Genomic DNA, 24,125 nt, shown 5'->3' on the forward strand with positions numbered 1-24,125 from the left:
GTGGCAAATCTGATTTCGGGTTTCGCGGTCTCACCGGGAGTTAAGGGCGTGTCGGAAATGCCGCCCGAACCCCTCAGCCGCGGCGGATGCTGCGCGTGACGGTGAACTTCGGGGTGCGCGCGACCTGCTCGGTGGCGCCGATATCGCGGCTCAGCGCACGCCGGTGATCGAGGTGCGAGTTGAACACGGTCCACACCTCGCCGCCGGGTTTCAGCAGGCGCGCGGCGGCCTGGATCAGGCGCTGCCCGGCACCCTCATGCACGCTCGCGCCGAGGTGGAACGGCGGGTTCAGCAGGATCAGATCGGCGCTCGCATCGGGGAGCTCGGAGCCGGCGTCGTCGAGGGTGACGTGCACGCGACCCTCGAGCCCGTTGGCGGCCATCGTGGCGCGGGCCGAGCGCACCGCGGAGGCGGAGCGGTCGGTCGCGATGATCACAGCATCCGGATGCTGCCGCGCGAACGCCGCGGCGAGGGCGCCGGTGCCGCAGCCCAGGTCGATCACGTGCGGGTTCACCACCGGGATCGCGAGCGTCGCCATGGTCTCCAGCAGCGCGCGGGTGCCGATGTCGAGCTTCGCGCCCGCGAAGGCTCCGCCGTGCGCGGCGAGGGTGAGCGACGTGTGTCCCGCGAGCCCGCCCGCCGAGAAACCACTTTGCGCGCGAGAAACACGTGCTGACGTGGTTTCTGATGTGGAATATGGTTTCTCGTCGAGGTCGTGCGTCTGGGAGATCGGGAACGGCGGGGTCGCCGGTACCGACAGGGCAGCGGATGCCATGATCAGACGCGACTTGCGCTCCGCGCGCTGGGGCTGCACGTGCCCGAAGAAGCGGGCGAGCACCTCGTTCTGCGCGAGGGTCATGTGCTTGACGCGCCCGCCGGCGATCAGGGTCGCGTCGGGTGCGGCCCAGCGGGCCACGGCATCCGCGATCTCCTCCAGCTCGGCGAGCGCCTTCGGCAGCTGCACCAGCACCAGGTGGGCACCGTCGAGCAGCTCCCGGTCGAGTTCGTGGGCGACCCAGTCGGTCAGCCCCAGAGCCACGGAGTTGGCGGCGAGCGCCTGCCGACCGGTCACGAGATCCTGATGCACGCGGATGCCGTGCAGCCCGGCATCCGTCAGCGCCAGCGCGATCGCGCCGTACCCGTCGCCGATGACGGCGATCTCGGTGCCGGGCACCTCCGCGGCGAGCGCAGCCTGCACGAGCAGCTCATCGGTGGCATCCCAGGCCTGCAGGTTCGGCGCCTCCACGTCGGGGAACCGGCGCAGGCTGCTGTAGTCGAACTCGGGCACCCGATCACCCTACCGGCGGCGCCTGTCGACCCTCTCGGTGCACTCCAGGTCACACTGGTTGCCGCCTCCCGGCGATTCAGGCGGCATCCATTGCGACCTGAACGGCGGGCGGTACAGAGTTCCGGCATCCATTGCGACCTGGAAGCGCCGACCGGGGATCGGGCGGTGAGACGGTGCTGCGGATATGTGAGCACGAGCGCATCCGCGGGCTCTCAGTCGTCCAGATCGTCGAGCAGCTCGACGGCGGCCCGAGCGTAGTCCCCGATCCAGCGGTCGAAGATGCGTTTGATCGGCTGCGGCGCCAGCGAGAGGCGGCGCTCACGTCCGACGCGGCGGCCGATCACGAGGTCCGCGCGCTCGAGCACCCGCAGATGCTGCAGGACCGTCGTGCGGTCCAGTTCCGAGAAGCGGGCGCACAGCTCGCCGGTGGTCAGCTCGGAGGGGCGAAGCGCATCCAGCATCCGCCTTCTGATCGGCGCCGCGAGCGCCTTGAAGACGAGATCGTCATCCCCTGTTCCCTCTGCCGACGACATGTTGTAATCTTACAACATGTCTCAGGAACTCACCGAACTCTCCTTCACGGTGTCGGGCCGCGTCTCGCGCCCGATCGCCGAGGTCTACGAGGCCGTCGCCGACCCCGCCCAGCTCTCCCACTACTTCACCACCGGCGGCGCGCGCGGCCGCCTCGAACCCGGTGCGGACGTGAGCTGGGACTTCGCCGACTTCCCCGGCCGCTTCCCCGTGACGGTCGTCGAGGCGGTCGCACCCGAACGGATCGTCATCGAATGGGGCGGGAACGACTCGCTCGCCGACGTCACGCGCGTGGTCTTCGAGTTCGCGCCGATCGACGACGGCACGCGCACGCTGGTCACGATCAGCGAGAACGCGTGGCGTGCGACGCACGCCGGGGCCAAGAGCGCCTTCGGCAACTGCGAGGGCTGGACCGGCATGCTGGCCGCGCTCAAGGCATGGCTCGAGCACGGCATCAACCTGCGCGAGGGGTTCTACAGGTAGCGCCTCAGCGGGTCAGATCGTGTCGTCGGCGGCGATGATGTCGATGTTCCAGATCCGGGATTCGGGATCGTCGCGGTCCGGATGCGCGAGGTCGTGCGCCTCCTTGGCTTCACGGGCGATCTCGTCGAATCGGTCGATCAGAGCTACGAATTCCGCTTCGGTCAGGCGCAGGGTCTTCTGCGAGAACTCGGCGTGCATCTCGGTGGTCCGTCCCGCCATGTAGTCGGGAGTCCAGGCCACCATCCGACGCACCAGGTCGTAGTGGTCATCGATCAGCGCGGCCAGCACGGCATCGCCGAGGGCGGGGTCGTCGATCGGAGCCTCGGGCCCGCCGAGCTTCACTGCGGCCGCCTGGCCCTTCCAGACCCGATCACGGCGATCGCGCGCGCGCTCCGGAGCCTCGACGAGCAGCCCCGCGTCTGCCAGTACGCGCAGATGGAAGCTGACCTTGTTCGCGGGCACCCCGAGCGCCTCCGCGGCATCGGCGGCACGCAGGTACTCGCGTTTGCCGAGCAGCCGCAGGATCTGTCGGCGCAGCGGATGCGTGAACGCCTTCAGCATGGCGGTCGTGGCCTGGGTGGCCTCCTCGCCCCCGGGCGTCTCCGCGTCTGCAGTATCCGCCTGCTCTGTCATTCCCACAGTCTAGTCAGGATTATTTGCGCAATTCCTATTGCGCAACTCTTCTTGCACGATTATCGTTGCGCGCATGACAACCACCTCGCCTCGACTCTGGCGGCAGACTCCGTACCTGCTGTGGCTCACCTCCGACACGGGGAAGGGCCTGGCGATGACGCTGTTCAGCTTCGCCGTGCCGCTGCTTGCGCTGGTCATCACGAACGACCCCGCGAAGGCGGGCATCATCGCGGCCGTGGGCACGATCGTTCGACTGCTGGCGACGCTGACCGGCGGCGTGCTGGCCGACCGGCACCGCCGCATCCTGATGATGACTCTGGGCGCGGCCGCAGGTGTTCTCGTCGCCGGCGCGTTCACCGCGATGGCGCTCGCGGGTGGCATCGACTTCGTCAGCCTGCTGCTGTTCGAGGTGCTGCTGGCCGGGGTCGCCGGCCTGTTCAGCCCGGCGGGCGAGGCCGCACTGAAGGACATCGTGCCCGGCGAGATGATGGGCCGCGCGCAGGCGGCGAACCAGGGCCGCGACGCCGCCCTGCAACTGGCCGGCGGACCCATCGGGGGGATGCTGCTGGCCGCAGGCGGCTGGTTGATCGGAGCGGCGATGGTGATCAGCAGCCTGGTGTCCGCCGTCGCGGCGTGGGCGCTGGGTCGGCGGGTCGGGTGGGAGCGGGCCGGTGCGGCGGATGCTGCGGCATCCGCCCTCCCCGCTCTCCCCAAGAACGGCCTGCGCGAGCTGCGCGAGGGCGTGCGCTGGCTGTTCCGCCGGCCCGACCTCAGCACCGGGACCGTCGTCGCCACCGTGATCAACCTCGGGCTGAACGCCGGGATCACCACCATGATCTACTCGGTGCTGCAGGCCGGGCACTCCGAGGCGACGATCGGCTGGATGATGGCGGCATCCGGTGCGGCGATGCTCGTGGGCGCGCTACTGGCGCCGACGCTCGTGCCGCGGATCGGGGCCGGGATGCTGATGATCCTGGGCCTGTTCGCCTGCACGGCCGCCATCGCCGGCGGCGTGTTCGTGGAGACTCCCTGGGGCGTGGCGCTGCTGATCAGCGCGGCGGTCTTCCTGATCCCGGCGTTGAACGCGGCCTTCAGCGGGTACCTGATGGTGGCCACGCCCACGGCGCTGGTCGGCCGGGTCAACAGCGTCGGCGGAGTGCTGAGCATGGGTGCGATGCCGTTGTCGCCGCTGATCGCCGGGTTCGGACTTGCCTGGGCCGGGCGCGGACCGACGCTGATCTTCAGTCTGGCGCTCTGCGCGATCGCACTGATCATGGGCGTCGCGAGCCGCCCGCTGCGTTCGATCCCCGCCGAGGCCGGCTGGGTCGAGCACGCCGAGCAGTACGAGGAGCCGGTGTCAGCGGCATCCGCTCGCTGAGGTCGCGCTGCGCCATGGCATCCCCTCGCCCGGCCTCTCCTCGCCCCCGCCCCTCGCGGCATCCCCTCGCGGCCTCTCCTCGCGGCCGCACGCCGCAGAGATGGAAATCGTCGGCCGGAGGCCCCAGGAACCCGCGTTTTCCATCTCCCGCACCCGGACCGGATGGAAAACGTCGGTGGCACGGACTCTGGGCCAGCGTTTTCCATCCGTGCCGCGCCGGTTCACCCGGCAGACTTGACCCTGACACGGTGTCAGGCGGGAGAACAGAGACATGTTGTCCATCGGAGCGTTCGCGCAGGTCGGCCAGGTGACCCACCGGATGCTTCGGCATTGGGACACCTCCGGACTGCTCGTGCCCGCGCACGTGGACGAGTTCACCGGCTACCGTTCCTACGACCCCTCGCAGCTGGACCGGCTGCATCGGATCGTGGCGCTGCGTCAGCTGGGGTTCGGCCTGGAGCACGTCGGCGCCATCCTCGATGAGGGGATCGATGCCGACCGCATCACCACGATGCTGCGCTCCCGCCGATCCCAGGTCGAGCGCGAGCACCGGATCGCGGCCGAGCGACTCGTCGACGTCGAGCGGAGGCTCCACCTCATCGGAAGAGAGAACCGCATGTCATCTGCAGAATTCGTCGAGAAGCCCCTGCCCGCCGTCCGTCTCGTCGGGCGCACCAAGACCGTCCCGGAAGAGGAGGTCGGCCTGACCGTCGGCCCGATGTTCGGCGCCGTCGAGGATGCGCTGCCCGATCCGCACGGGATGCTCGAGACCCCGGTCGCCGAGTACGACCTCACCGACGACGGGATGCGCATCACCGTCGGCTACGCGTACAGCGGCGATCCGATCGAGGGCCTGGAACTGATCGACCTGCCCGCCGTGGAGCGCTCCGTCTGCGGCATCCACCTGGGCCCGATGTCCGGCATCCGCGACACCTGGCACGCACTGCACGCCGAGATGCTCGCCCGCGGGTACGTGCCCTCCGGGCCGTGCCGCGAGCTGTACGTGCGCGCCGAGTCCGAGGACCAGTCCGACTGGGTCACCGAATTGCAGCAGCCCGTCACGCGGGGCTGAGCTTCGGCATCCGCCGGTGATCCTCGCTGAGCCACCGCACGGATGGAAAACGTCGGTCGGAGGCCCCGGGAACCCGCGTTTTCCATCCGCGCGCAACGAGGCAGATGGAAAAGGCGGGGCCGGATGCCGCGCAACCGACGTTTTCCATCCGCAGCGACGTGCACGCGCACGCGCACGCGCGGCCGGTCGCCCCGGCATCCGCTCGCCAAAGCCGGCCTGGATCAGAAGTGCACCCCAGATGCCGGACTCCGAGGCGTTCCTGATCCATCCTGCGCGCGCAGGGCGCGGTCGACGCGCTCAGCGCAGCGGGTCGAAGGGTTCGATGGCGGGGTCGATGCGGCCGGTGACGATCTGCTCCGCGAGCAGCTTGCCGGTCGCGGGGCCGAGCACGATGCCCCACATGCCGTGACCGCCGGCGACGTACACGTTCGGCGCCTGGGTCGCGCCGACCAGCGGCAGGCCGTCGGGAGTGACGGGGCGCGAGCCCATCCACTCGTCCTGGCGGTCGTCGAGGTCGAGTCCCTGGAACATCTCGCGCACCTGCGCGATGATCGCCTGCACACGGCGCGGCTGGAACGGCTCGTCGGGCCCGCGGAACTCCATGGTCCCGGCGATGCGGAATCGCCCCTGGTACGGGGTGCAGGCGATCCGCTGAAACGGCAGGTAGACCGGATGCTCCTGCGGCTGCTCCGTGGCGACCGTGAACGAGTAGCCGCGGCCGGCCTGCACGCGCGTGCGCACGCCGAGCTTTCGGGCGAGCTTCGGCATCCACGCCCCGGTCGCGATGACGACCGAGTCGGCCTCGATCCGCGCCCCGTTCGAGAGCGCGACGACGGGCCGGCGGGTGGAGGACACGTCGGTGACCTCCACACCGGTGATCAGCTCGGCACCGCGCGCGACGACCGCGTGACCGAGCGCCTCGACGAACGGCGCGGGCTCGAAGTAGCGCTGACCGTCGAGTCTGTAGACGTGCTGCACGGCATCCGACAGCACCGGCGCCAGCTCGCGCGGATTCTGCAGCTGCTCGAGCGGGACATCCTGGCCGTGCCGCCTCACGCCCTCGATCTCGTGCAGGAAGCCCTTCGCGTGCGCCTTCTCCTTGAAGCCGATCACGAACGGACCCTCCCAGGTCCACGACTCCACGCCGCCGTCGAGCATCTCGTCGAAGGCGCCCAGCGCCATCTTGTCGATGGGGGTGAGGGCTGCCATGGTGCGATCCCACGCGCGGTTGGTGCCGTGCGCGGCGAACTGGGCGAGGAACGACCAGAGCCCGGCATCCACCCGGAAGGGCACGTGCAGCGCGGCATCCGGGTCGAGCAGTGCTCGCGGTCCATAGGTCCACAGGCCCGTGTCGGCCAGTGGGATGGTCTTGCCGGGGGTCAGCCAGCCGGCGTTGCCCCACGATGACCCGGCGGCGATGCCGACGCGGTCGATGACCGTGACCTCGACTCCGCGCTCCTGCAGGTGCCATGCCGTGGCGAGCCCGACCATTCCGGCTCCGACGACGATCGTGCGCGTCATTGCGTCCTCCTGAGACATGCCAGCCAGGGCGCGATGAAGCCCTGCTCATTCACGATTATGCGGATCCCATGCGCGATCGTGGGGCGAGTCGAAAGATCCTGCGTAGAATCAGGCCGAACGCCGCAGTTTCTGCATTTTCCGGGAGGAAGTGACCATGTCGACATCCGAATCTTCGAGGTCCCGTCACACGGCGATGACGGATGCCGGGCTGGATGCCGTCGATCGCACGATCCTCTCCGAGCTCAGCCGCAACGGACGACTGTCGAACACCGAGCTCGCGGCGCGCGCCGGCATCGCCGAATCGACCTGCCTGAAGCGCGTGCGCGCCCTGCAGGCGAGCGGTGTGATCGTCGGCTTCCACGCCGAGATCTCCTCGGCCGCGATCGGCCTGCACCTCGAAGCGCTGATCACCATCAGGCTGCACGCACACGCCCGCGGAGATCTGCGCCGGTTCCAGGCCTACCTGGAGGAGCTGTCGGCCACGCAGCGCGTGTACTTCCTGGCCGGCGACCGCGACTTCCTCGTGCACGTCGCGGTGCCGGATGCCGGGGCGCTGCGCGAGCTCGTCTCGGACACGCTCAGCCTGCGCCCCGAGGTCGCGTCGACCTCGACGAGCCTGATCTTCGCGCAGGCTTCGGGCTCCCGAGGTCTCTGAGGGTCCGGGCATCCCGCACCCCACCTCTGCCGACGAGAGCACGGGACCTCGCCGAGTGCATGGCACATTCACGCCAAGCTCCCGTGCGCTCGGCGAGATGTCGTGCTCTCGACGGGGATGAGGACGGCGAGGCGCGGGCGCTCAGCCCGCGATGCGGACCTCGTAGCCGGCGGCGGTGAGGGCGTCGCGCTGGGCGGGCGCGGCGGCGGAGTCCGTGATCACCGTGGGGAACAGCTTCGCGCCGCCGACGTGCGCGAACGCCGCGTGACCCAGCTTCGACGCGTCCGCGACGACGACCGCGCGCGTGGCGCGCTGCGCCATCATGCGGTTCACGGCGGCCTCGGCCTCATCGTGCGTCGTCGCGCCCTCGACTCCGGACAGTCCGTTGACGCCGATGAAGGCGATGTCGAGACGGATGCCGGCGAGCATCTGCTCCACGAACGGCCCGACGAGTTCGAAGCTGCGGGAGTGGATCGCCCCGCCGGTGACGACCACCTTGAATTCCGGCCGCATGGCGAGCTGAGCGGCGATGTTGACTGCGTTGGTCACGACCGTGAGCCCGTCCGAACCCAGGTCATCGCGGGCGGCGAGCGCCGTGGCGATCGCGGTGGTGGTCGTCCCGCCGGAGAGCCCGACGACCCCGCCCGGATCGACCAGAGCGGCCGCCGCCGTCGCGATCCGCTCCTTCGCACCGGTGCCGAGGTGGCTCTTGTAGCGGATCGGCAGCTCGTAGGCGACCGACTGGGCGACCGCACCGCCGTGCGTGCGCGTGAGCAGACGCCGCTCGCCGAGGCTGTCCAGATCACGGCGGGTGGTGGCGGCGGATGCCCCGAAGCGCTCCACCAGCTGCTCGACCGACACCTCTCCTTGAGTTGCGAGCAGGTCGAGGATGGCGGCCAGGCGAGAGGCGCGGTTCATGCGCGGGCCGTCTGCTCCGACTCGAGGGCGAACAGGCGCAGCATCCGCGCCGCCTCCTCGGCCACCGCCTCGCGACCCGGCGCGACGTACTTGCGGGAGTCGACGAGTTTCTCGTCGGAGGCGAGCGTCTCGCGCACCGCGCGGGTGAAGAAGCCGTTCAGATGCGTGGACACGTTGATCTTGGTCATGCCTGCGCGCACGGCCTGCATGATCACGGCGTCGGAGACGCCCGACGATCCGTGCAGCACGAGCGGCACGTCGCCACCGGAGCGGCCCTCCCCGCGCAGGGCATCGCGCAGGCGCCCGATCAGCTCGATGTCGAGGGATGCCGAGCGGTCGAGCATCGCGTGCGAAGACCCGACGGCGACGGCGAGCGAGTTCACGCCGGTGGCCTCGACGAAGGCGCGCGCCTCGTCGGGGTCGGTGCGCACACCGGGCGCGTGCGCGCCGTCCTTGCCGCCGACCTCGCCGAGCTCGGCCTCCATGTAGACGCCGGCGGCGCGGGCCCGGGCGGCGACGTCTGCGGTGATCTCGACGTTCTCCTCGTAGGGGAGTCTGCCGCCGTCGAACATGACCGAGCCGAAGCCCAGCTCGATCGCCTCGTCGACGAGCTCGGGGCGCTCGGCGTGGTCGAGGTGCACGGCCACCGGCGTCGCGGCGCGGCGGGCGATCGCGAGGGTCGCCCAGCCGATCGGCTCGAGACCCCCGTGGTAGTCGGCGCAGTTCTGAGAGATCTGCAGGATCACCGGCAGCTGAGCGCGCTCGGACGCCGCGACCAGCGCCTCGGCGGTCTCGAGGTGGATCACGTTGAAGGCGCCGAGCCCGGTGCCGGCTGCGGCGGCCGCGCCCATCAGGTCGCGAGCGGAGACGAGGGTCATCTGGGGTCCTTCGGGTCGGGCGGGCGGATGTCGGGCGGCGTGACTTCACTTCCAGCATGAGACGGCACGCCAGACGTCATGTCTCGTGCAGGAGGTGACGTCTCGGACCGGGTCCTGACGGTGAGGGCGTGCTCGAGGTCGGGCCAGGACTCGTGGATCTCTCGCCGGCGAGCGGCATGAGCACGGCGGCGGCCGACCACGCGGTCGCGCGACGGAGGATCTGCTCGGGGTCGCGGATGCCGGCATCCATCAGCACCGCGCACGCGGCGACCGCGGCGTCCCCCGCACCCGTCGGGTTGCCCGCGAGCGGGGTGTCCAGGCGCGCGTGCAGGATGCTGAGCGCGCCGACCGCGGTCGCGGCACGGGCGGCATCCCGCTCGGGGACTGCGGTCACGGCATCCCGCTCGGGGACTGCGGTCACGGCATCCGGCCCCGTGCCCGCGGTCACGGCATCCATTTCGGGGGCCGACACGCCAGATGTCGGACCGGATGCCGGGATGCGTCCGACATGTGGCGTGTCGGCCCCCGTTCCGTCATCGGCGGAGAGCGACACGGCCAGCATCCCCTCGGCGCCGAGCGAGAGCAGCACCAGCTCCGCACCGCGGCGCAGCAGCTCTTGCGCGCCGGTGATGGGGTCGTCGAGGCCGGTGGCATCTCGCAGTTCGTGCTCGTTGGGCTTGAGGACGGATGCTCCCGCGTCGGCCGCCACGAGCAGCGACGGCCCCGACGTGTCGACGATCACGCTCGCACCGGCATCGCGCCCGAGCCGGATGAGCGCGGGCAGCAGGTCGTCGGGGGTGCCCGGCGGGAAGCTGCCCGAGATCACGAGGACGTCAGAGGCGCCGGCATCCGCCCGCGAGAAACCACTTCCTGCATGAGACACCTGCGCGGACGTGGTTTCCTGTGCGGAATGTGGTTTCTCGCGGGATGCGGCGGTCAGCGCGGCGGTGACGGCATCCGTCAGCGCGGTCCACTCCACCGCCGTCGGGGCGATGCCGTACTCGTTCACGACAGTGGTGTCGCCGAGCGCCTCATCGACCAGGGCGATGCTGCGACGGGTGGATGCCGCGACAGGCACGAGCACGTGCGGAACGCCGGATGCGCCCAGCTCGGCGGCGAACTCCTCACCGGTCTCGCCTCCGGCGGTGGTGACGGCAAGCGCGGACGCGCCCTGTGCGTGGGCGACCCGGGCGACGTTCAGTCCCTTGCCTCCGGCGCGTGCGACTCCGGCATCCGCTCGATGCGTGCTGCCGACGGCGAGCGATGCGACATGCCAGGTGAGGTCGAGTGCCGGGTTCGGCGTGACGGTGATGATCATGCGCGCTCCGCCGGGTACGACTGCACGACACGGGCACGGATGCACGATCCATCGGCCGATCCGGTCGTGCGGGTGTTCCCGGATCGTGCAGCCGTGCCGACCGGAAGCCGGAACAGAGCGCTCATGACCGCGCCTCGCGCGCCAGCAGGGCGGAGCCGAGGATGCCGGCGTTGCCGGACAGCTCGGCGGGGACCAGCGCCGGGATGCGGTGGAAGCTGAGCCGGTCGGCGAGCCGCAGACGCAGCTGATCGAACAGGGCGCCGCCCGCGCGCGAGAGCCCGCCGCCGATCACGATGGCCTGCGGGGCGAGCACAGCCGTCAGCTGTGCGATCGACAGGGTCAGCGCGTCGAGCGCCTCGTCCCAGATGCGCACCGCGACGCCATCACCACCGGCGGCGAGCGCGAGCACCTCATGGGCGCCCGCCACGGCCGTCCCGGTCGCCTCGGTGTAACGCCGCGAGATCGCACCGGCCGAGGCGACGGCCTCGAGGCATCCGCGCGCGCCGCAGGGGCACGGCCACTCCCCGATCGGAGAATGCCCGATCTCGCCGGCATATCCGCCCGCCGTGTACGGCTTGCCACCGATCAGCAGCGACCCGGCGATTCCCGTGCCGATGATCAGCACCACGGCATCCGCATAGTCGCGCGCACCGCCGAGCACCCGCTCGGCCCAGCTGCCCGCCCGCACGTCGTGATCGAACGCGACCGGAAGACCGAAGCGCGCAGCCATCAGTTCGCGCATCGGCGCGTCCCGCCAGCCCAGATTGCTGCTGAACACGGCGACGCCGGCATCGGCATCCACGATCCCGGGAACCACGAGCCCGACGGCTTCGGGCACGACCTCCGGATGCTCCGCGCGCAGCTGCTCTGCGAGTTCGGCCAGCCTGGCGATGAGCGCCCCCGCGGGGTCGCCGTCACCGGCCGGCGTGGGCGTGCGACGCAGCCCGATCGCCGTGCCGTCCGCGTCGAACAGCGCCGACTTGATGTCGGTTCCGCCCACGTCGAACGCCAGCACGGGCGCACCGCGGCCGATGGTCACGGCGCGGGCGAGCCGCTCACCGGAGGCGTCGGTGACGACGTCGGGGATGCTGTCGCGCTCGGGCATGGCGGTCGTCTCCGTCGTCGGTGTCAGTCGGAAAGGATCACGGAACGGGTCAGGTTGCGCGGCTGGTCGGGGTCGAGGCCCTTGCCGACCGCGCGATCCAGGGCGACGCGGTGCAGGCGCACGAGGTCGGCCATCGGATCGACCGGGTGCTGCACGAAGCGTGCGCCGGTGGCGGCGACCTGTGCCTGGAGCCCTTCGGGCGCGGTGCCGAACTGCCAGGTGATGCGGCCGGGTGCGGCGATCGCGATCGGGCCGTGGCGGTACTCCATCGAGCTGTACGACTCGGTCCACGACTGCGACGACTCCCGCATCTTCAGCGCCGCCTCGTGAGCGAGGCCGATGGTCCAGCCCAGCCCGAGGAAGGAGTACTGCTCGGCCGCGCCGAGCTCCGCCTCGTCCGTGCCGTCGAGCACGGCCTGCGCGTCGGCGATGGCCGGGTCGAGGTCCTCGCCCAGCGAGGCGCGGAACAGGGCGAGCGCCGTGGTCGCGAAGCGGGTCTGCACGACCGACTGCTCATCGGCGAACGGCAGCGCGATGACGGTGTCCGCCAGGTCGACGAGGGGCGAGGTGTCGTCGCCGAGAACCGCGATGACGGGGGTGGTGCCCTTGACGCGCTCGGTCAGCTCGAGCACCTCGGTGGTCGTGCCGGAGCGGGTGAGGGCGACGATCGCGTCGTAGCCGCGATCGGAGGGAACCTCGGATGCCGTGAACGCATCGGTCTCACCGTGGCCGGCCGCCTCGCGCAGCGCGGCGTAGGACTGGGCCATGAACCAGGAGGTTCCGCAGCCGACGACGGCGATGCGGGCACCGGATGCCGGCAGCAGTGCCTGCTCGGCCCGCATCCCGGCGGCACGGGCCCAGGTCTCGGGCTGTGAGGTGAGTTCCGCGCGCATGTGCGCGCCGGCGGCGTTGGTCATGTCCGACTCCCGTTTATGCAAGTTTGTGATCGTTTTATGAATGTACCGATCACATTATCGCATCCGATGGTGTGGACTGTCGAGGCGGCCGCGCGCGAAACGCAGGAGATCGCAGGAAACACAGGAGCGGATGCTGAGCTTCCTCCTGCATTTCGTGCGATCTCCTGCAGGCCATGAGCACGATCGCCGTCGAGGTGGAGCGGGCGCGGAGGCTCAGCGCCCCTCGGCGGCCTCGGTGTGGTGGCGGATGACCTCGGCGACCACGAAGTTGAACCACTTCTCGGCGAACTCGGGATCGAGGTGCGCCTCTTCGGCGAGCGCGCGCAGACGCGCGACCTGCTGCTCCTCCCGACCGGGGTCGGATGCCGGCATCTCGTGCTCGGCTTTGAGGTACCCGACCTGCTGGGTGGCGCGGAAGCGCTCGGCCAGCATGAAGATCAGGGCGGCGTCGATGTTGTCGATGCTGGCACGCAGGCGCAGCAGCTCGGCGCGGGCGTCATCTGCGGACATGATCCTCCTCGGAGTGGGACATCCTCGACGATACCGAAGAGCGCAATAGAGTGATCCGCATGAGCGCCGACGAATCCTCGAACACCGAGCACGAGTCCGACGTCGACGACGCCGACAGCACCCTCGAGAATCCCGGAGTGGTGGCAACCGTCCATCCGGTCATCGAGTCGCCGACACCCAGCCGATCTTTCTGGGCACGCATCGACAAGCCTTTCACGGTCGGCTTCCTGGTGACGATCGGCGGCTTGGCCGCCATCCTCCTGGCGATCACGCTGACGAGCCTGTCCACGGTGCTCATCTACATCGCCTTCGCTCTGTTCGCCGCCCTCGGCCTGGATCCGGCCGTGCGCTTCCTGGAGCGTCGGGGCCTCTCCCGCGGGCTCAGCGTGCTCAGCGTGATCCTGGGCCTGGTGATCGTGCTCGCGCTCATCCTGCTGATGATCGTGCCGGTCGTGGTCGAGCAGATCACGTCGTTCGTGAAGTCCGTCCCGGGCCTGATCACCGACTTCATGCACAGCGACATCTACGCCGTGCTCGAGAAGCAGTTCGGCGATCAGTTCGAGCAGCTCGTCGAGGATGCCCAGAAGTTCCTCACCGACGGCAAGACCTGGCAGGTGATCGGCGGCGGTGCGCTGCAGGTGGGCAGCTCGATCGCCACCGGCATCTCGGGCTTCATCGTGGTGCTGGTGCTGACGCTGTACTTCGTCGCGGGTCTTCCCGCCATGAAGACCGCACTGCTGCGCTTCGCCCCGGCGCGCGATCGTGCGCGTGCCGGCAGCATCACCGACCAGATCACGGACTCGGTCGGCGGCTACGTGCAGGGCATGGTGATCCTGGCTTTCGCGAACGCGATCGTCGCGCTGATCCTCTACCTGGTGCTCGGTCTGCCGTTCCCGCCGCTGATGGCGACGGTGGCGTTCCTGGTCACCCTGATCCCGCTGGTCGGCTCGGTGCTGTTCTGGGCCATCGGCTCGGTGATCGCGCTGTTCGCGGACCCGCTGCACGCGCTGCTGTTCGCCGTCATCTACCTGGTCTACATGCAGGTGGAGGCGTACGTCCTCACCCCGCGGGTGATGAACAAGGCCGTGTCGGTGCCAGGGGCCCTGGTGGTCATCGGCGCTCTGGCCGGTGGCACGCTGCTGGGTCTGCTGGGTGCGCTGGTGGCCGTGCCGGTCACCGCGTCGATCCTCATCATCATCAACCAGGTGTGGCTGCCCCGCCAGGACGCTCGGGTCTGAGCGCCCCGGCGGAAGCGAGGGGACTCAGACGAGCCCCTTGTCCTTCAGCCACTTCGCGGCGATGTCCTTCGCCGAGGCCTGGTCGACGGTCGACTGCACGTTCATGGAGACGAGGTCGTCGGCGCTGAGCGCGGCGCTGATCGGGTCGATCACCTTCGCGATCTTGTCGGCGAGGTCGCTGGATGCGATCGGCACGACGTTCGAGGCGAGGATCATGTTCTCGGGGTCCTTCAACGCCACGATGTCCTCGGTCTTGAACGCGGGCGCGGCCGTGTAGATGTCGGCCACCTGGATCTGACCGGCCAGCAGCGACTCCAGGGTGCTCTCACCTGTGGCGGAGAAGCCCAGGTCGACGCCGTAGACATCCTTCGCCCCGGCCGGGCCGTACGGCCGCTGCTCCAGTTCGGGCGCACCGCCCAGCACCGGCTTGGTGGTCAGCTTGGAGAGGTCCGCGATCGAGGTCAGGCCGTTCTCGTCGGCGAACTTCTTCGTGACGGTGTAGGTGTCCTGGTCGCTCGCCTGCGCGTAGTCGAGCGCGGTCAGACCCTCGGGCAGCGCCTTCTGCAGCGCGGCGTAGACGTCGTCGGGGCTGGTCGCCGTGGCGGACTTGTCGAGGTACTCGAGCAGGTTGCCCGTGTACTCCGGGAACAGGTTGATCGCGCCGGACTCCACCTCGGGCATGTACGCGTCGCGCTGACCGACGTTGAACTTGCGCTCGACGGTGAAGCCGTCGTTCTCGAGTGCCTGGGCGTAGATCTCCGCGACGATCTCGTTGGAGTAGTAGGCCTGCGATCCGACGACGACGGTGTCGGAGCCGCTGTCACCGCCTGCGGTGCTGCTGGTGGTCGGCTCCTCGAGCGGGTTGCTGCTGCTGCAGCCGGCGAGCGCGAGGGTCGCGACGAGCGCGGCCCCGGCCACGAGGGCGAGTCGGGACTTCCGTGCGGTGAACATGATGTGCCTCTCTGGTGGGGTTGGGGGGTCAGGCGACGGCGGCCGCGGCGCGGCGCGAGCCGCGTCGTTCACCGGAGTCGGAGTCGGATGCCGGATCGGAGGAGCGGATGCCGGCGGGGACGACTGAACGCTGCAGGGCGGCCAGCAGCAGGTCGACGATCAGGGCGAGCACCGCCACGAGCAGGGCACCGGCCAGCACCTGATCGAACCGGCGCAGCGGGATGCCCTGGATGATCGGCCAGCCGAGTCCGCCGAGATTGACGTAGGCCGCGATGGTGACGGTGGCGATGACCTGCAGCAGGGCCGAGCGGATGCCGCCGACCAGCAGCGGCATGCCGAGCGGGAGCTCCACCTTGGTGAAGATCTGCCATTCGGTCATCCCGACTGCACGCGCCGAATCGATGGTGCGCCGGTCGATGGCTTCGAAGCCGGTGTAGGCCCCGGCCAGCAGGGAGGGGATCGCCAGCAGCACGAACGTGATGACGGCGGCCAGGGGCGTCTGCAGCACGCCGAGGAGCAGTACGAGCAGCACCAGGAGGCCGAAGGACGGCACGGCGCGGGCGGCACCGGAGACGGCGACGGCGATCTCTCGCCCCTTGCCGGTGTGGCCGATCAGCCAGCCCGCGGGCAGGGCGATCGCGGCGGCCACGGCGACGGAGATCACCGTGTACAGCAGGTGCTGTCCGAGCAGGAGGGGCAGGGCGTACTGGCCCTGCAGCCGCTCGGGGGAGAACAGCCAGGCCAGCGCATCGGCGAAGAGATTCATGCGGCCGACCTCACGATCGCGCGCTTCGAGGCGGTGCTCTTCGAGCGGCTCAGCGCTCCCGCGCGCGCCCACGGCATCAGCATCCGCCCGGCGAGGACGAGCAGCAGATCGATGACGAGCGCGATCACGACGACCGCGACGACTCCGGCGAGCACCTCGACGATGATGCGCCGCTGCAGGCCATTGGTGAACAGGTAGCCGAGGTTGGTGACGCCGATCAGGATGCCGACGGTCGCGAGCGAGATCGTGCTGACCGCTGCGACCCGGAGTCCTGCGAGGATGACGGGACCGGCCAGCGGCAACTCGACGGTGAAGAAGCGGCGCGGGGCGGCGTAGCCCATCGCGGTGGCGGCCTGGCGGACGCCTGGGTCGACCGAGTCCAGCCCGTCGGCGACGGCGCGCACCAGGATCGCGATGGCGTAGATGGTCAGCGCGATCATGAGGTTCGGCTCGTCTGTGGCCGAGTAACCGAAGACCGCGGGCATGAGGATCAGCAGCGCCAGCGACGGGATCGTGTAGAGCAGCCCGGTGAGCACGATCACGGGGCCGCGCACCAGCCGGTACCGCCATGCCACCCAGCCCAGCGGGATCGACAGCAGCAGGCCCACCACGATCGGGATCGCACTCTGACGCAGATGCACGAGTGTGAGCTGGAGGATGAGGTCCAGGTTGTCGCCGACCCAGTTCACGTCGCGCCCTCACCGCCGGGGGTGTGCAGAACGCCCTGGGTCCGCCCCTCGGAGTCGACGACCACGGTGCCGTGCGACGTCTGCTTGAGGGAGAGTGCACGCCGGCCGCGCTCGGTGCCGATGAACGCCTCGACGAAGGCATCCGCCGGGTTCTCGATGATCTCGCTCGGGCTGCCGACCTGCACGACGCGAGCACCCTTGTCGAGGATGACCACCTGGTCGCCCAGCAGGAACGCCTCGTCGATGTCGTGCGTGACGAACACCACGGTCTTGTCGAGCTCGCGCTGCAGACGGATAAGCTCCTGCTGCAGATCGGCCCGCACGATGGGGTCGACGGCCCCGAAGGGCTCGTCCATCAGCAGGATGTTCGGGTCGGCCGCGAGCCCTCGAGCCACTCCGACGCGCTGCTGCTGGCCACCGGAGAGCTGGTTGGGGTAGCGGTCCGCCAGGTCGCGGTCGAGGCCGACGGTGTCGAGCAGCTCGCGCGCGCGGCCGTGTGCCTCGCGTCGGGCGACGCCGTTCAGGCGCAGCACTGTGGCGACGTTGTCGATGACGGTGAAGTGCGGCATGAGGCCGGAGTTCTGCATCACGTACCCGATGCGGCGGCGCAGCTGCACCGGATCGCCGTCCAGCACGCTCTCGCCGTCGATCGCGATGGTGCCCGAGGTGGGGTCCACCATGCGATTGATCATGCGCAGCAGCGTCGTCTTGCCGCTGCCGGATGACCCGACGAACACCGTCGTCCTGCGTGATGGGAGCACCAGACTGAAGTCCTCGACGGCTGCCGTGCCGTCGGGGAAGCGTTTCGAGACCGAGCTGAACTCGATCATCAGCTGATCGCGGTCCTGTCGACCTCGGCGATCACGGTTCCTGCGAGTACAGCTCTCATGCACGTACCTCCTGGCATCTCTTCGAGCGTAGGTGACACCTCCGACAACGGGAATCAATCGCAGAAACTTCCCGGGTCGGCCGAATGCGTCACGCGGACTGGCGGCCGTACTCCTCCAGCAGGCGCAGCCAGATCTCGTTCATGGTCGGGTAGGCGGGCACCGCGTGCCACAGCCTGCTGAGAGGGATCTCGCCCACCACGGCGATGGTCGCGGCATGCAGCATCTCGGCGACATCCGGGCCGACGAAGGTGACGCCGAGCACCACGTCGCGCTCGGTGTCGACGATCATCCGCGCCTGTCCACGGTAGTCGTCGGCGTGCAGACTGGCGCCGGCGACCCGGCCCAGGTCGTTGTCGACGACCTCGATCTCATGGCCGGCCGCGCGTGCGGCATCCGCCGTCAGACCCACCGAGGCGACCTCTGGTTCGGAGAAGACCACCTGCGGCACGGCCGCGTTATCGGCCGTCGCCACGTGCCTGCCCCAGGGCTGATCGGCGACCACCTCGCCGCGCGAGCGCGCCGCGATCACGTCGCCGGCCGCGCGCGCCTGGTACTTGCCCTGATGGGTCAGCAGCGCCCGTCCGTTCACGTCGCCGACGGCGTAGAGCCAGTCGATTCCGGTCACGCGCATCGTGTCGTCGACGTCGATCGATCGTCCGGGGCGCAGACCCACGACCTCGATTCCGATGTCGTCGGTCTGCGGAGTCCGTCCCGTCGCGACGAGCACCTCGGACGCCGTGACCTCGTCCTCTCCCAGGGTGATCACGACCTGTTCGCCGTCGCGCCGCACCGCCGTGGTCTCGGTGTTCAGCCGCACATCCACTCCCAGACCGCGCAGGCCGTCGGCCACCCGATCCCCGGCGAAGGGCTCGGTCTTCGCGAGCAGCCCGCCACGGGCGATGAGGGTGACCCTCGAGCCGAGCTGCGCGTAGGCGGTGGCCATCTCCACCCCGACCACCCCGCCGCCGATGATCGCCAGCGACTCCGGCACCTCCTGGGCGCTGGTCGCATCACGGCTGGTCCACGGCGCCGCTTCCGCCAGACCCGGAATGCGAGGGATCGTCGCATCCGTTCCTGTGCTGATCGCGACCGCATGCCGGGCGCGCAGCACCCGTTCGACGCCATCCGTCATGACCGTGACTTCACGCTCGCCCGAGAGGCGGCCGTGACCGCGCACCAGGTCGATGCCGGCGCTGTTCAGCCACTCGACCTGCCCTTCGTCCGACCAGTGCGAGGTGAAGGAATCCCGCCGGGCGAGCACCTCCGCGGGGTCGAGCGTCCCACCGATGACGCCCTGCACGTGCTGCGCCGCGCGCAGCGCCTGGGGCGAGCGCAGCAGCGCCTTCGACGGCATGCACGCCCAGTACGAGCACTCCCCTCCGACCAGCTCGCTCTCCACGATCACGGTGGTCAGACTGCCCTGCACCGCCCGGTCGGCCACATTCTCGCCGACCGGTCCGCCGCCCAGCACGATGAGGTCGTATTCGTCGCTCATGCCCCCAGTCTTGCGTGATCGGGTGCGCCGTGTCACTGGTTCGAGGCGAACGCATCGGCGACGCCGCGCACGGGCGGGGTGCGCGGAGATGGAAAACGTCGGTGAGAGGCGCCCGGAACCCGCCGTTTCCATCCGGACGGGTGCGGACGGATGGAAAGTGTCGGTAGGAGGCGCCCGGAATCCGCGGTTTCCATCCGTGCGGCAACGAATGCCGGGGGACGGACCCGACTCAAGCTGGATCAGAAACGCCGCGGAAAGGCGTCGGGGAGGTGCGTTTCCGATCCACCCTGCGGCGCACGGATGGAAAACGTCGCTGGGAGGCGTCCGGAACCAGCAGTTTCCATCCGGGCGGGGTGCGGACGGATGGAAAACGTCGGCAGGAGGCGCGCGGAACCAGCGGTTTCCATCCGTGCGGGGGATGCCGGGGACGGGAGCACCCGAGCCCGATCTCAGCGCGTGGCGAGGATCACCGTCGGCGCGGGGACCGAGGTCGTGTGGCGCACGTCGCGCGGAGCACCGGTGCGCTCGTCGAGATCGATCGCGCTGACCGTGCCGGAGCGCTGCCCGGCGACCAGCAGCACGCCCTCGTGCACGAGGTGGTGGCGCGGCCAGTCCACGCCCGACTCGGCGAGCGCGAACGGCTCGAGCGCCTCACCCGATCCCTTCACGCGCAGTGCCGAGATCGTGTTGCTGCCGCGCAGGGCCGTGTACAGGGTCTGCCCGTCGCGCGACATCGCCAGCTCGGCCGGGAAGTCGACGCCGACCTGCGCGATCGGCGAGGCGATCACGGCGGAGGCCAGTCCCCACCGTCCGTCGCGGGCGGATGCCAGGGTGAACACCTCGCAGGAGTACTCGGTCACCACGTGCAGGTGCCCGCTGGGGTGCATCACCATGTGCCGGGGTCCGGTGCCGCGCGGCAGCACGACCTCGTGGTCGAGGGAGAGGCCCGTGCCCGAAGACCGCCAGATGCGCACCAGATCGAACCCGAGGTCGGTGGTCGCGATGCGTCCGTCGGGCAGGAAGACGGCTTCGTGCGCGTGCGAGACGCGCGGCTCCTCGCCGGTCGGCGTGGGGTACGGGTCGGATGCCGCGGCAGCATCCGTCTCGGCATCCTCATGCTCGATGCCGAACAGCGCGGCACGCAGGGCCGCGGCCTTGTCGGGTGTCGCGGGAACCAGGCTTCCGTCATCGGCGACGCCGAAGCGGACCACCTTCCCGTCGCCGTAGCAGCTGGCGATCAGCATCCGTCCGTCGGGTGAGACCGCGACGTGGCAGACCGACTCGCCCACCGCCACCGGAGCGCCCAGCGGGCGCAGCGACGACTCCCCGGAGCGCGCGAACGGCTGGACGGCGCCGGCGCCCTCCAGCCCGGCGTAGACGACGTCGAGACTCGGATGCTGCGCCAGCCAGGACGGCGACGCCACCGGGGCGGCGACGCCGCGATAGGTGAGCGTGCGGGGACCGCCGTCCGCCGCGAGGACGCCGATGCCCTCGGCATCCCCGTCCAGGCCTTCGCCGTACCCGCCGACCCAGAATCGCGTCATCGTCGTTCCCAACAGCCCGTCTATTTGTGTCTAACGTTGCCGAATCCGCGTGAAATCGTGCACCAGGCACAAATAGACGGGCTTTGAACGTCAGTCGAGGAGGTCGTGGCGCACGATGACCTGCTCGCGCTCGGGACCGACGCCGATGACCGAGATGCGCGTGTTGCTCATCTTCTCGAGGGTCAGCACGTAGTCCTGGGCGTTCTGCGGCAGGTCCTCGAAGGAGCGCGCCTTCGAGATGTCCTCGCTCCAGCCCGGGAAGCTCTCGTAGATCGGCTTCGCGTGGTGGAAGTCGGTCTGGTTCACCGGCACGTCGTCGAAGCGCTTGCCGTCGACGTCGTAGGCCACGCACACCGGGATCTGCTCGAGACCGGTGAGGATGTCGAGCTTGGTCAGCACCAGATCCGTGATGCCGTTCACGCGGGTTGCGTAGCGCGTGATGGGGGCGTCGTACCAGCCGACCCGGCGCGGGCGGCCCGTGGTGGTGCCGAACTCGAAGCCCTGCTTGCGCAGCCAGTCGCCCTGCTCGTCGAACAGCTCGGTGGGGAACGGACCCGAGCCGACGCGGGTCGTGTACGCCTTGACGATGCCGACGATGCGGTCCAGCGACCCAGGGCCGACGCCCGATCCGGTCGCGGCCCCACCGGCGGTCGCCGACGACGAGGTGACGAACGGATAGGTGCCGTGGTCGATGTCGAGCATGGTGGCCTGGCCGCCCTCGAAGACGACGACCTCTCCCCGCCCGAGCGCCTCGGCGATCAGGTGACCGGTGTCGGCGACCATCGGACGCACCCGCTCGGCGTACGACAGCAGGTCCTCGACGACCTCGTCGACGGTGATGGAGCGGCGGTTGAAGATCTTCACCAGCAGGTGGTTCTTCTGATCCAGCGCGCCTTCGACCTTCTGGCGCAGGATGTTCTCGTCGAACAGGTCCTGCACGCGGATGCCGACGCGGTTGATCTTGTCGGCGTAGGCCGGGCCGATGCCACGACCAGTGGTGCCGATCATGCGCTTGCCGAGGAAGCGCTCGGTGACCTTGTCGAGGGTCGTGTGGTACGAGGTGATCAGGTGCGCGTTGGCGCTGACCTTCAGCTTCGAGACATCGACGCCGCGCGCGGACAGCGCCTCGAGCTCGTGGAAGAGCACCTCGAGGTCGACGACCACGCCGTTTCCGATGACCGGGGTGACCCCTGGTGTGAGGATGCCGGAGGGCAGCAGGTGCAGCGCGTACTTCTCGTCACCCACCACCACCGTGTGGCCCGCGTTGTTGCCGCCGTTGAACTTGACGACCCAATCGGTTCGTTCGCCGAGCAGGTCTGTCGCCTTGCCCTTGCCCTCGTCGCCCCACTGGACGCCGACGATCACGATTCCTGGCATGGGTGTACCCCCTGGTACTGCACGCTGTTCGCCGGGTTTGCACCGGCAGATGAGCTGGCCCGAACGGGCGAGTCCATCCTATCGGAGGGGCCTGGATCGCTAGAGTTCGAGCATGACGACCTGGTGGCCATGGGCCCGGCTCGCAGCATCCGCGCTCGGCTTCGCCGCGATCATCGCGCAGCTCAGCCGCACCCTCCAGAACGCGATGGACTCCGACACTGCATGGGGCGGCCATCTGCCGACGGTCGCCGCGAACTTCCTGAGCTTCTTCACCATCGAGTCGAATCTGCTCGCCGCCATCATCCTGGCGACCGCCGCGATCTGGGCGTGGACGAAGGGCCGGGATGCCGCAAGCGAGCCGCAGTGGCTCGCCGTGCTCCTCGCCTGCGTGAGCACGTACATGATCGTCACGGGCATCGTCTACAACCTGCTGCTGCGCAACGTCGAGCTCCCCCAGGGGGTCACGGTCGCCTGGGCGAACGAGGTGCTGCACGTCGTCATCCCGCTGTTCCTGCTGGCCGACGTGCTGCTCGCGCCGAAGCGGCGGATGCTGACCTGGCGCACGGTGCTGACGATCGCCGTGTTCCCGATCGTCTGGGCGGTCTACACGCTCGTGCGCGCGAACCTGATCATCGCGCCCGCGACCGGCGACCCGTACTGGTACCCCTATCCCTTCCTGAACCCGCACATCACCGCCGGGGGATACGCGGGGGTCGCGGGCTACATCGTCGGCATCGCCATCGCGATCATCGCCGTCGGTGCGGGCGTCGTGTGGGTGTCGCGCCGGCGCGCGGCATCCGTCCCCGCCCCGGCACCCGCCGACGCGGAACCGGTCGCAGACGCCGCCTGAGACCGGATGCCGGATCCCGCTGACTCACCAGCGGTTGTGCACCTCTTCGGCCCAGCCGAAGATCCCCGCGAACTCGATGATCTCGCCGTCGGCGGTGCGGAAGCTGCCCGACCAGTCCCCGAAGCACTGGTCCGTGGAGGAGGAGAGCACGCCGAGGTTCATGCGCGAGGTCTTGTCGTAGACGGGGGTGAACACGGCATCCAGGCCGCCCCCGCTGATCTGCCACGGATGCCGCCAGTCGGCGATGTCGTACCGCCAGTCCAGCTCGGCGCGGATCTTGTGCAATCGGCCGTCGACGACGAACGCGTTCTCCGTCGAGCCGGTGCCGTCCGTCCACTTCGCGCCGACCTGGATGCCGATCGTGCGGCCGTGCGAGACGCCGGAGCCCGCACCCCAGTTCCAGCGGATGTCGTAGGGCCAGCGGCCGCGGCCGTGGTCGAGCACGGCCCAGCCGTCCAGGTCGTGGGTCACGCCGTCGAGTTCGAGAGTGCCGGATGCCGGACGGGCGACGTCCTTGACCGTGTACTGGAAGCGGGTGCTGCTCCACGGCACGACGACGGCCAGCCGCTCGTGCCCCTCGGGCAGGAGCGCGATGACATCGAGCACCGCGCCGGGGATGCGCGCCCGCAGCCGGGTTCCCTCGGGCAGCTCGTCGATGTCGATCTCGAGGTCCTTCGCGCGCGCTCGGCTCGGCCCCTGCTCGAGACTCGGCGGCAGCCGGACGCCGCGCGGCGGGATGTTCGTCACCGACCGGTGCCAGGTCTGCTCGCTCTGCCGGTCCAGCACCCACACCTCATGCACGGCGGCGTAGTCGATCGACGACACCGTGAGCCCGACGACATGGGTGGGCGTGGCGACGTTCCAGTACTCCCAGCGCTTGTTGCGTCCGGTGAAGCGGATGCCGTCGCGGGAGATGCCGGCGGTGTCCACCAGCGGCGAGCGCGCCCAGCCCACGGCATCCGGGTTCAGCGTGCCGTCCGGCAGCGTCAGCGAGACGGGTGCTGTGAGCTCGTGCGCGTCGATCATGCGTGGGGTCCCTTCCCTCTCGGCCTCACCCTACTGTCGTCGCTCTCAGATCCCGTTCGACGAGGCACGGCATACTGAGAAGGCCGAATTCT

The 24,125-nt window shown here is 69.7% G+C and carries 25 protein-coding genes; 6 read left to right on the forward strand and 19 right to left on the reverse strand.

The window, feature by feature from the left end; genetic code table 11:
- Nucleotides 1–73 precede the first annotated feature (73 nt).
- Nucleotides 74–1,288, reverse strand: coding sequence for a methyltransferase (locus QF046_RS11005; protein WP_307369671.1), 1,215 nt, complete (start codon nucleotides 1,286–1,288; stop codon nucleotides 74–76).
- Nucleotides 1,289–1,500: 212 nt separating this feature from the next.
- A complete protein-coding gene (locus tag QF046_RS11010) occupies nucleotides 1,501–1,821 on the reverse strand; it encodes a helix-turn-helix transcriptional regulator (protein ID WP_307369675.1) in 321 nt (106 codons plus the stop codon).
- Between the two features lie 16 nt (nucleotides 1,822–1,837).
- Between QF046_RS11010 and QF046_RS11015 the strand changes: the two genes are divergently transcribed.
- On the forward strand, nucleotides 1,838–2,302 hold the full coding sequence (locus tag QF046_RS11015; RefSeq protein ID WP_307369678.1) for an SRPBCC family protein: 465 nt from the start codon (nucleotides 1,838–1,840) through the stop codon (nucleotides 2,300–2,302).
- A gap of 12 nt (nucleotides 2,303–2,314) precedes the next feature.
- On the opposite strand, the gene QF046_RS11020 is transcribed toward QF046_RS11015, so the two are convergent.
- On the reverse strand, nucleotides 2,315–2,935 hold the full coding sequence (locus QF046_RS11020) for a helix-turn-helix domain-containing protein (RefSeq protein WP_307369679.1): 621 nt from the start codon (nucleotides 2,933–2,935) through the stop codon (nucleotides 2,315–2,317).
- 73 nt (nucleotides 2,936–3,008) lie between these two features.
- Here QF046_RS11020 and QF046_RS11025 point away from each other — a divergent pair, with 73 nt between their 5' ends.
- Together QF046_RS11025 and QF046_RS11030 are read left to right on the forward strand one after the other, a co-directional pair.
- On the forward strand, nucleotides 3,009–4,313 hold the full coding sequence (locus tag QF046_RS11025) for an MFS transporter (RefSeq protein WP_307369680.1): 1,305 nt from the start codon (nucleotides 3,009–3,011) through the stop codon (nucleotides 4,311–4,313).
- 271 nt (nucleotides 4,314–4,584) lie between these two features.
- Nucleotides 4,585–5,385, forward strand: coding sequence for a MerR family transcriptional regulator (locus tag QF046_RS11030; protein ID WP_307369682.1), 801 nt, complete (start codon nucleotides 4,585–4,587; stop codon nucleotides 5,383–5,385).
- Between the two features lie 297 nt (nucleotides 5,386–5,682).
- Here QF046_RS11030 and QF046_RS11035 read toward each other — a convergent pair whose 3' ends face one another.
- Entirely contained in the window at nucleotides 5,683–6,906 is a 1,224-nt protein-coding gene (locus QF046_RS11035) for an FAD-binding oxidoreductase (RefSeq protein WP_307369684.1), read from the reverse strand.
- A 154-nt stretch (nucleotides 6,907–7,060) separates the two neighbouring features.
- On the opposite strand from QF046_RS11035, the gene QF046_RS11040 reads away from it, so the two are divergent.
- Nucleotides 7,061–7,561 carry an Lrp/AsnC family transcriptional regulator gene (locus tag QF046_RS11040; protein ID WP_307369685.1) on the forward strand — a complete coding sequence of 167 codons (501 nt, stop codon included), beginning with the start codon at nucleotides 7,061–7,063 and terminating at the stop codon, nucleotides 7,559–7,561.
- A 141-nt stretch (nucleotides 7,562–7,702) separates the two neighbouring features.
- Here the strand turns inward: QF046_RS11040 and QF046_RS11045 are convergent, their stop codons facing one another.
- The 7 genes from QF046_RS11045 to QF046_RS11075 form a co-directional block, all read right to left on the reverse strand.
- Nucleotides 7,703–8,479 (reverse strand): DeoR/GlpR family DNA-binding transcription regulator, encoded by a 777-nt coding sequence (locus QF046_RS11045; protein WP_307369686.1) that lies wholly within the window; start codon nucleotides 8,477–8,479, stop codon nucleotides 7,703–7,705.
- Nucleotides 8,476–9,357 carry a class II fructose-bisphosphate aldolase gene (locus tag QF046_RS11050; RefSeq protein WP_307369687.1) on the reverse strand — a complete coding sequence of 294 codons (882 nt, stop codon included), beginning with the start codon at nucleotides 9,355–9,357 and terminating at the stop codon, nucleotides 8,476–8,478. The genes QF046_RS11045 and QF046_RS11050 overlap by 4 nt, the downstream gene beginning before the upstream one ends.
- Before the next feature lie 76 nt (nucleotides 9,358–9,433).
- Nucleotides 9,434–10,675 (reverse strand): 1-phosphofructokinase family hexose kinase, encoded by a 1,242-nt coding sequence (locus QF046_RS11055; protein ID WP_307369688.1) that lies wholly within the window; start codon nucleotides 10,673–10,675, stop codon nucleotides 9,434–9,436.
- Nucleotides 10,672–10,800: a hypothetical protein gene (locus QF046_RS11060; RefSeq protein WP_307369691.1), complete on the reverse strand. Its 129-nt coding sequence runs from the start codon at nucleotides 10,798–10,800 to the stop codon at nucleotides 10,672–10,674. The genes QF046_RS11055 and QF046_RS11060 overlap by 4 nt, the downstream gene beginning before the upstream one ends.
- A complete protein-coding gene (locus QF046_RS11065; RefSeq protein WP_307369693.1) occupies nucleotides 10,797–11,780 on the reverse strand; it encodes an ROK family protein in 984 nt (327 codons plus the stop codon). Before QF046_RS11065 ends, QF046_RS11060 begins: the two co-directional genes overlap by 4 nt.
- Before the next feature lie 23 nt (nucleotides 11,781–11,803).
- The gene (locus QF046_RS11070; protein WP_307369695.1) at nucleotides 11,804–12,697 is read right to left on the reverse strand and encodes an SIS domain-containing protein; all 894 of its coding nucleotides are present in this window, start codon (nucleotides 12,695–12,697) and stop codon (nucleotides 11,804–11,806) included.
- Between the two features lie 213 nt (nucleotides 12,698–12,910).
- On the reverse strand, nucleotides 12,911–13,207 hold the full coding sequence (locus tag QF046_RS11075) for a chorismate mutase (RefSeq protein WP_307369697.1): 297 nt from the start codon (nucleotides 13,205–13,207) through the stop codon (nucleotides 12,911–12,913).
- A gap of 59 nt (nucleotides 13,208–13,266) precedes the next feature.
- Here QF046_RS11075 and QF046_RS11080 point away from each other — a divergent pair, with 59 nt between their 5' ends.
- Complete coding sequence (locus QF046_RS11080; RefSeq protein WP_307369698.1) at nucleotides 13,267–14,445, forward strand: AI-2E family transporter; 1,179 nt, start codon at nucleotides 13,267–13,269, stop codon at nucleotides 14,443–14,445.
- 24 nt (nucleotides 14,446–14,469) lie between these two features.
- Here QF046_RS11080 and QF046_RS11085 read toward each other — a convergent pair whose 3' ends face one another.
- From QF046_RS11085 to QF046_RS11115, 7 genes are all read right to left on the reverse strand, one after another.
- Nucleotides 14,470–15,396: an ABC transporter substrate-binding protein gene (locus QF046_RS11085; protein WP_307369699.1), complete on the reverse strand. Its 927-nt coding sequence runs from the start codon at nucleotides 15,394–15,396 to the stop codon at nucleotides 14,470–14,472.
- A gap of 28 nt (nucleotides 15,397–15,424) precedes the next feature.
- On the reverse strand, nucleotides 15,425–16,162 hold the full coding sequence (locus QF046_RS11090; RefSeq protein ID WP_307369700.1) for an ABC transporter permease: 738 nt from the start codon (nucleotides 16,160–16,162) through the stop codon (nucleotides 15,425–15,427).
- A complete protein-coding gene (locus QF046_RS11095) occupies nucleotides 16,159–16,851 on the reverse strand; it encodes an ABC transporter permease (RefSeq protein ID WP_307369701.1) in 693 nt (230 codons plus the stop codon). The genes QF046_RS11090 and QF046_RS11095 overlap by 4 nt, the downstream gene beginning before the upstream one ends.
- Nucleotides 16,848–17,681, reverse strand: a complete 834-nt coding sequence (locus QF046_RS11100; protein WP_307369704.1) for an ABC transporter ATP-binding protein — start codon at nucleotides 17,679–17,681, stop codon at nucleotides 16,848–16,850. The genes QF046_RS11095 and QF046_RS11100 overlap by 4 nt, the downstream gene beginning before the upstream one ends.
- Before the next feature lie 148 nt (nucleotides 17,682–17,829).
- A complete protein-coding gene (locus QF046_RS11105) occupies nucleotides 17,830–19,236 on the reverse strand; it encodes an NAD(P)/FAD-dependent oxidoreductase (protein WP_307369707.1) in 1,407 nt (468 codons plus the stop codon).
- Between the two features lie 449 nt (nucleotides 19,237–19,685).
- Nucleotides 19,686–20,780 (reverse strand): beta-propeller fold lactonase family protein, encoded by a 1,095-nt coding sequence (locus tag QF046_RS11110; protein WP_307369709.1) that lies wholly within the window; start codon nucleotides 20,778–20,780, stop codon nucleotides 19,686–19,688.
- 90 nt (nucleotides 20,781–20,870) lie between these two features.
- Entirely contained in the window at nucleotides 20,871–22,157 is a 1,287-nt protein-coding gene (locus tag QF046_RS11115) for an adenylosuccinate synthase (RefSeq protein WP_307369711.1), read from the reverse strand.
- A 112-nt stretch (nucleotides 22,158–22,269) separates the two neighbouring features.
- Between QF046_RS11115 and QF046_RS11120 the strand changes: the two genes are divergently transcribed.
- Nucleotides 22,270–23,007, forward strand: coding sequence for a Pr6Pr family membrane protein (locus QF046_RS11120; protein WP_307369713.1), 738 nt, complete (start codon nucleotides 22,270–22,272; stop codon nucleotides 23,005–23,007).
- Nucleotides 23,008–23,031: 24 nt separating this feature from the next.
- On the opposite strand, the gene QF046_RS11125 is transcribed toward QF046_RS11120, so the two are convergent.
- Nucleotides 23,032–24,033, reverse strand: coding sequence for a DUF2804 domain-containing protein (locus QF046_RS11125; protein WP_307369714.1), 1,002 nt, complete (start codon nucleotides 24,031–24,033; stop codon nucleotides 23,032–23,034).
- Nucleotides 24,034–24,125 lie beyond the last annotated feature (92 nt).

The sequence above is a fragment of the Microbacterium sp. W4I4 genome, from assembly GCF_030816235.1.
Classification (GTDB): Bacteria; Actinomycetota; Actinomycetes; order Actinomycetales; family Microbacteriaceae; genus Microbacterium.

What these genes read in the sequence shown, in the direction of transcription:
- QF046_RS11010 (WP_307369675.1), bottom strand. Translation starts at nt 1,821, where the DNA reads ATGTCGTCGGCAGAGGGAACAGGGGATGACGATCTCGTCTTCAAGGCG.
- QF046_RS11015 (WP_307369678.1), top strand. Translation starts at nt 1,838, where the DNA reads ATGTCTCAGGAACTCACCGAACTCTCCTTCACGGTGTCGGGCCGCGTC.
- QF046_RS11020 (WP_307369679.1), bottom strand. Translation starts at nt 2,935, where the DNA reads ATGACAGAGCAGGCGGATACTGCAGACGCGGAGACGCCCGGGGGCGAG.
- QF046_RS11025 (WP_307369680.1), top strand. Translation starts at nt 3,009, where the DNA reads ATGACAACCACCTCGCCTCGACTCTGGCGGCAGACTCCGTACCTGCTG.
- QF046_RS11030 (WP_307369682.1), top strand. Translation starts at nt 4,585, where the DNA reads ATGTTGTCCATCGGAGCGTTCGCGCAGGTCGGCCAGGTGACCCACCGG.
- QF046_RS11035 (WP_307369684.1), bottom strand. Translation starts at nt 6,906, where the DNA reads ATGACGCGCACGATCGTCGTCGGAGCCGGAATGGTCGGGCTCGCCACG.
- QF046_RS11040 (WP_307369685.1), top strand. Translation starts at nt 7,061, where the DNA reads ATGTCGACATCCGAATCTTCGAGGTCCCGTCACACGGCGATGACGGAT.
- QF046_RS11045 (WP_307369686.1), bottom strand. Translation starts at nt 8,479, where the DNA reads ATGAACCGCGCCTCTCGCCTGGCCGCCATCCTCGACCTGCTCGCAACT.
- QF046_RS11050 (WP_307369687.1), bottom strand. Translation starts at nt 9,357, where the DNA reads ATGACCCTCGTCTCCGCTCGCGACCTGATGGGCGCGGCCGCCGCAGCC.
- QF046_RS11055 (WP_307369688.1), bottom strand. Translation starts at nt 10,675, where the DNA reads ATGATCATCACCGTCACGCCGAACCCGGCACTCGACCTCACCTGGCAT.
- QF046_RS11060 (WP_307369691.1), bottom strand. Translation starts at nt 10,800, where the DNA reads ATGAGCGCTCTGTTCCGGCTTCCGGTCGGCACGGCTGCACGATCCGGG.
- QF046_RS11065 (WP_307369693.1), bottom strand. Translation starts at nt 11,780, where the DNA reads ATGCCCGAGCGCGACAGCATCCCCGACGTCGTCACCGACGCCTCCGGT.
- QF046_RS11070 (WP_307369695.1), bottom strand. Translation starts at nt 12,697, where the DNA reads ATGACCAACGCCGCCGGCGCGCACATGCGCGCGGAACTCACCTCACAG.
- QF046_RS11075 (WP_307369697.1), bottom strand. Translation starts at nt 13,207, where the DNA reads ATGTCCGCAGATGACGCCCGCGCCGAGCTGCTGCGCCTGCGTGCCAGC.
- QF046_RS11080 (WP_307369698.1), top strand. Translation starts at nt 13,267, where the DNA reads ATGAGCGCCGACGAATCCTCGAACACCGAGCACGAGTCCGACGTCGAC.
- QF046_RS11085 (WP_307369699.1), bottom strand. Translation starts at nt 15,396, where the DNA reads ATGTTCACCGCACGGAAGTCCCGACTCGCCCTCGTGGCCGGGGCCGCG.
- QF046_RS11090 (WP_307369700.1), bottom strand. Translation starts at nt 16,162, where the DNA reads ATGAATCTCTTCGCCGATGCGCTGGCCTGGCTGTTCTCCCCCGAGCGG.
- QF046_RS11100 (WP_307369704.1), bottom strand. Translation starts at nt 17,681, where the DNA reads ATGATCGAGTTCAGCTCGGTCTCGAAACGCTTCCCCGACGGCACGGCA.
- QF046_RS11105 (WP_307369707.1), bottom strand. Translation starts at nt 19,236, where the DNA reads ATGAGCGACGAATACGACCTCATCGTGCTGGGCGGCGGACCGGTCGGC.
- QF046_RS11110 (WP_307369709.1), bottom strand. Translation starts at nt 20,780, where the DNA reads ATGACGCGATTCTGGGTCGGCGGGTACGGCGAAGGCCTGGACGGGGAT.
- QF046_RS11115 (WP_307369711.1), bottom strand. Translation starts at nt 22,157, where the DNA reads ATGCCAGGAATCGTGATCGTCGGCGTCCAGTGGGGCGACGAGGGCAAG.
- QF046_RS11120 (WP_307369713.1), top strand. Translation starts at nt 22,270, where the DNA reads ATGACGACCTGGTGGCCATGGGCCCGGCTCGCAGCATCCGCGCTCGGC.
- QF046_RS11125 (WP_307369714.1), bottom strand. Translation starts at nt 24,033, where the DNA reads ATGATCGACGCGCACGAGCTCACAGCACCCGTCTCGCTGACGCTGCCG.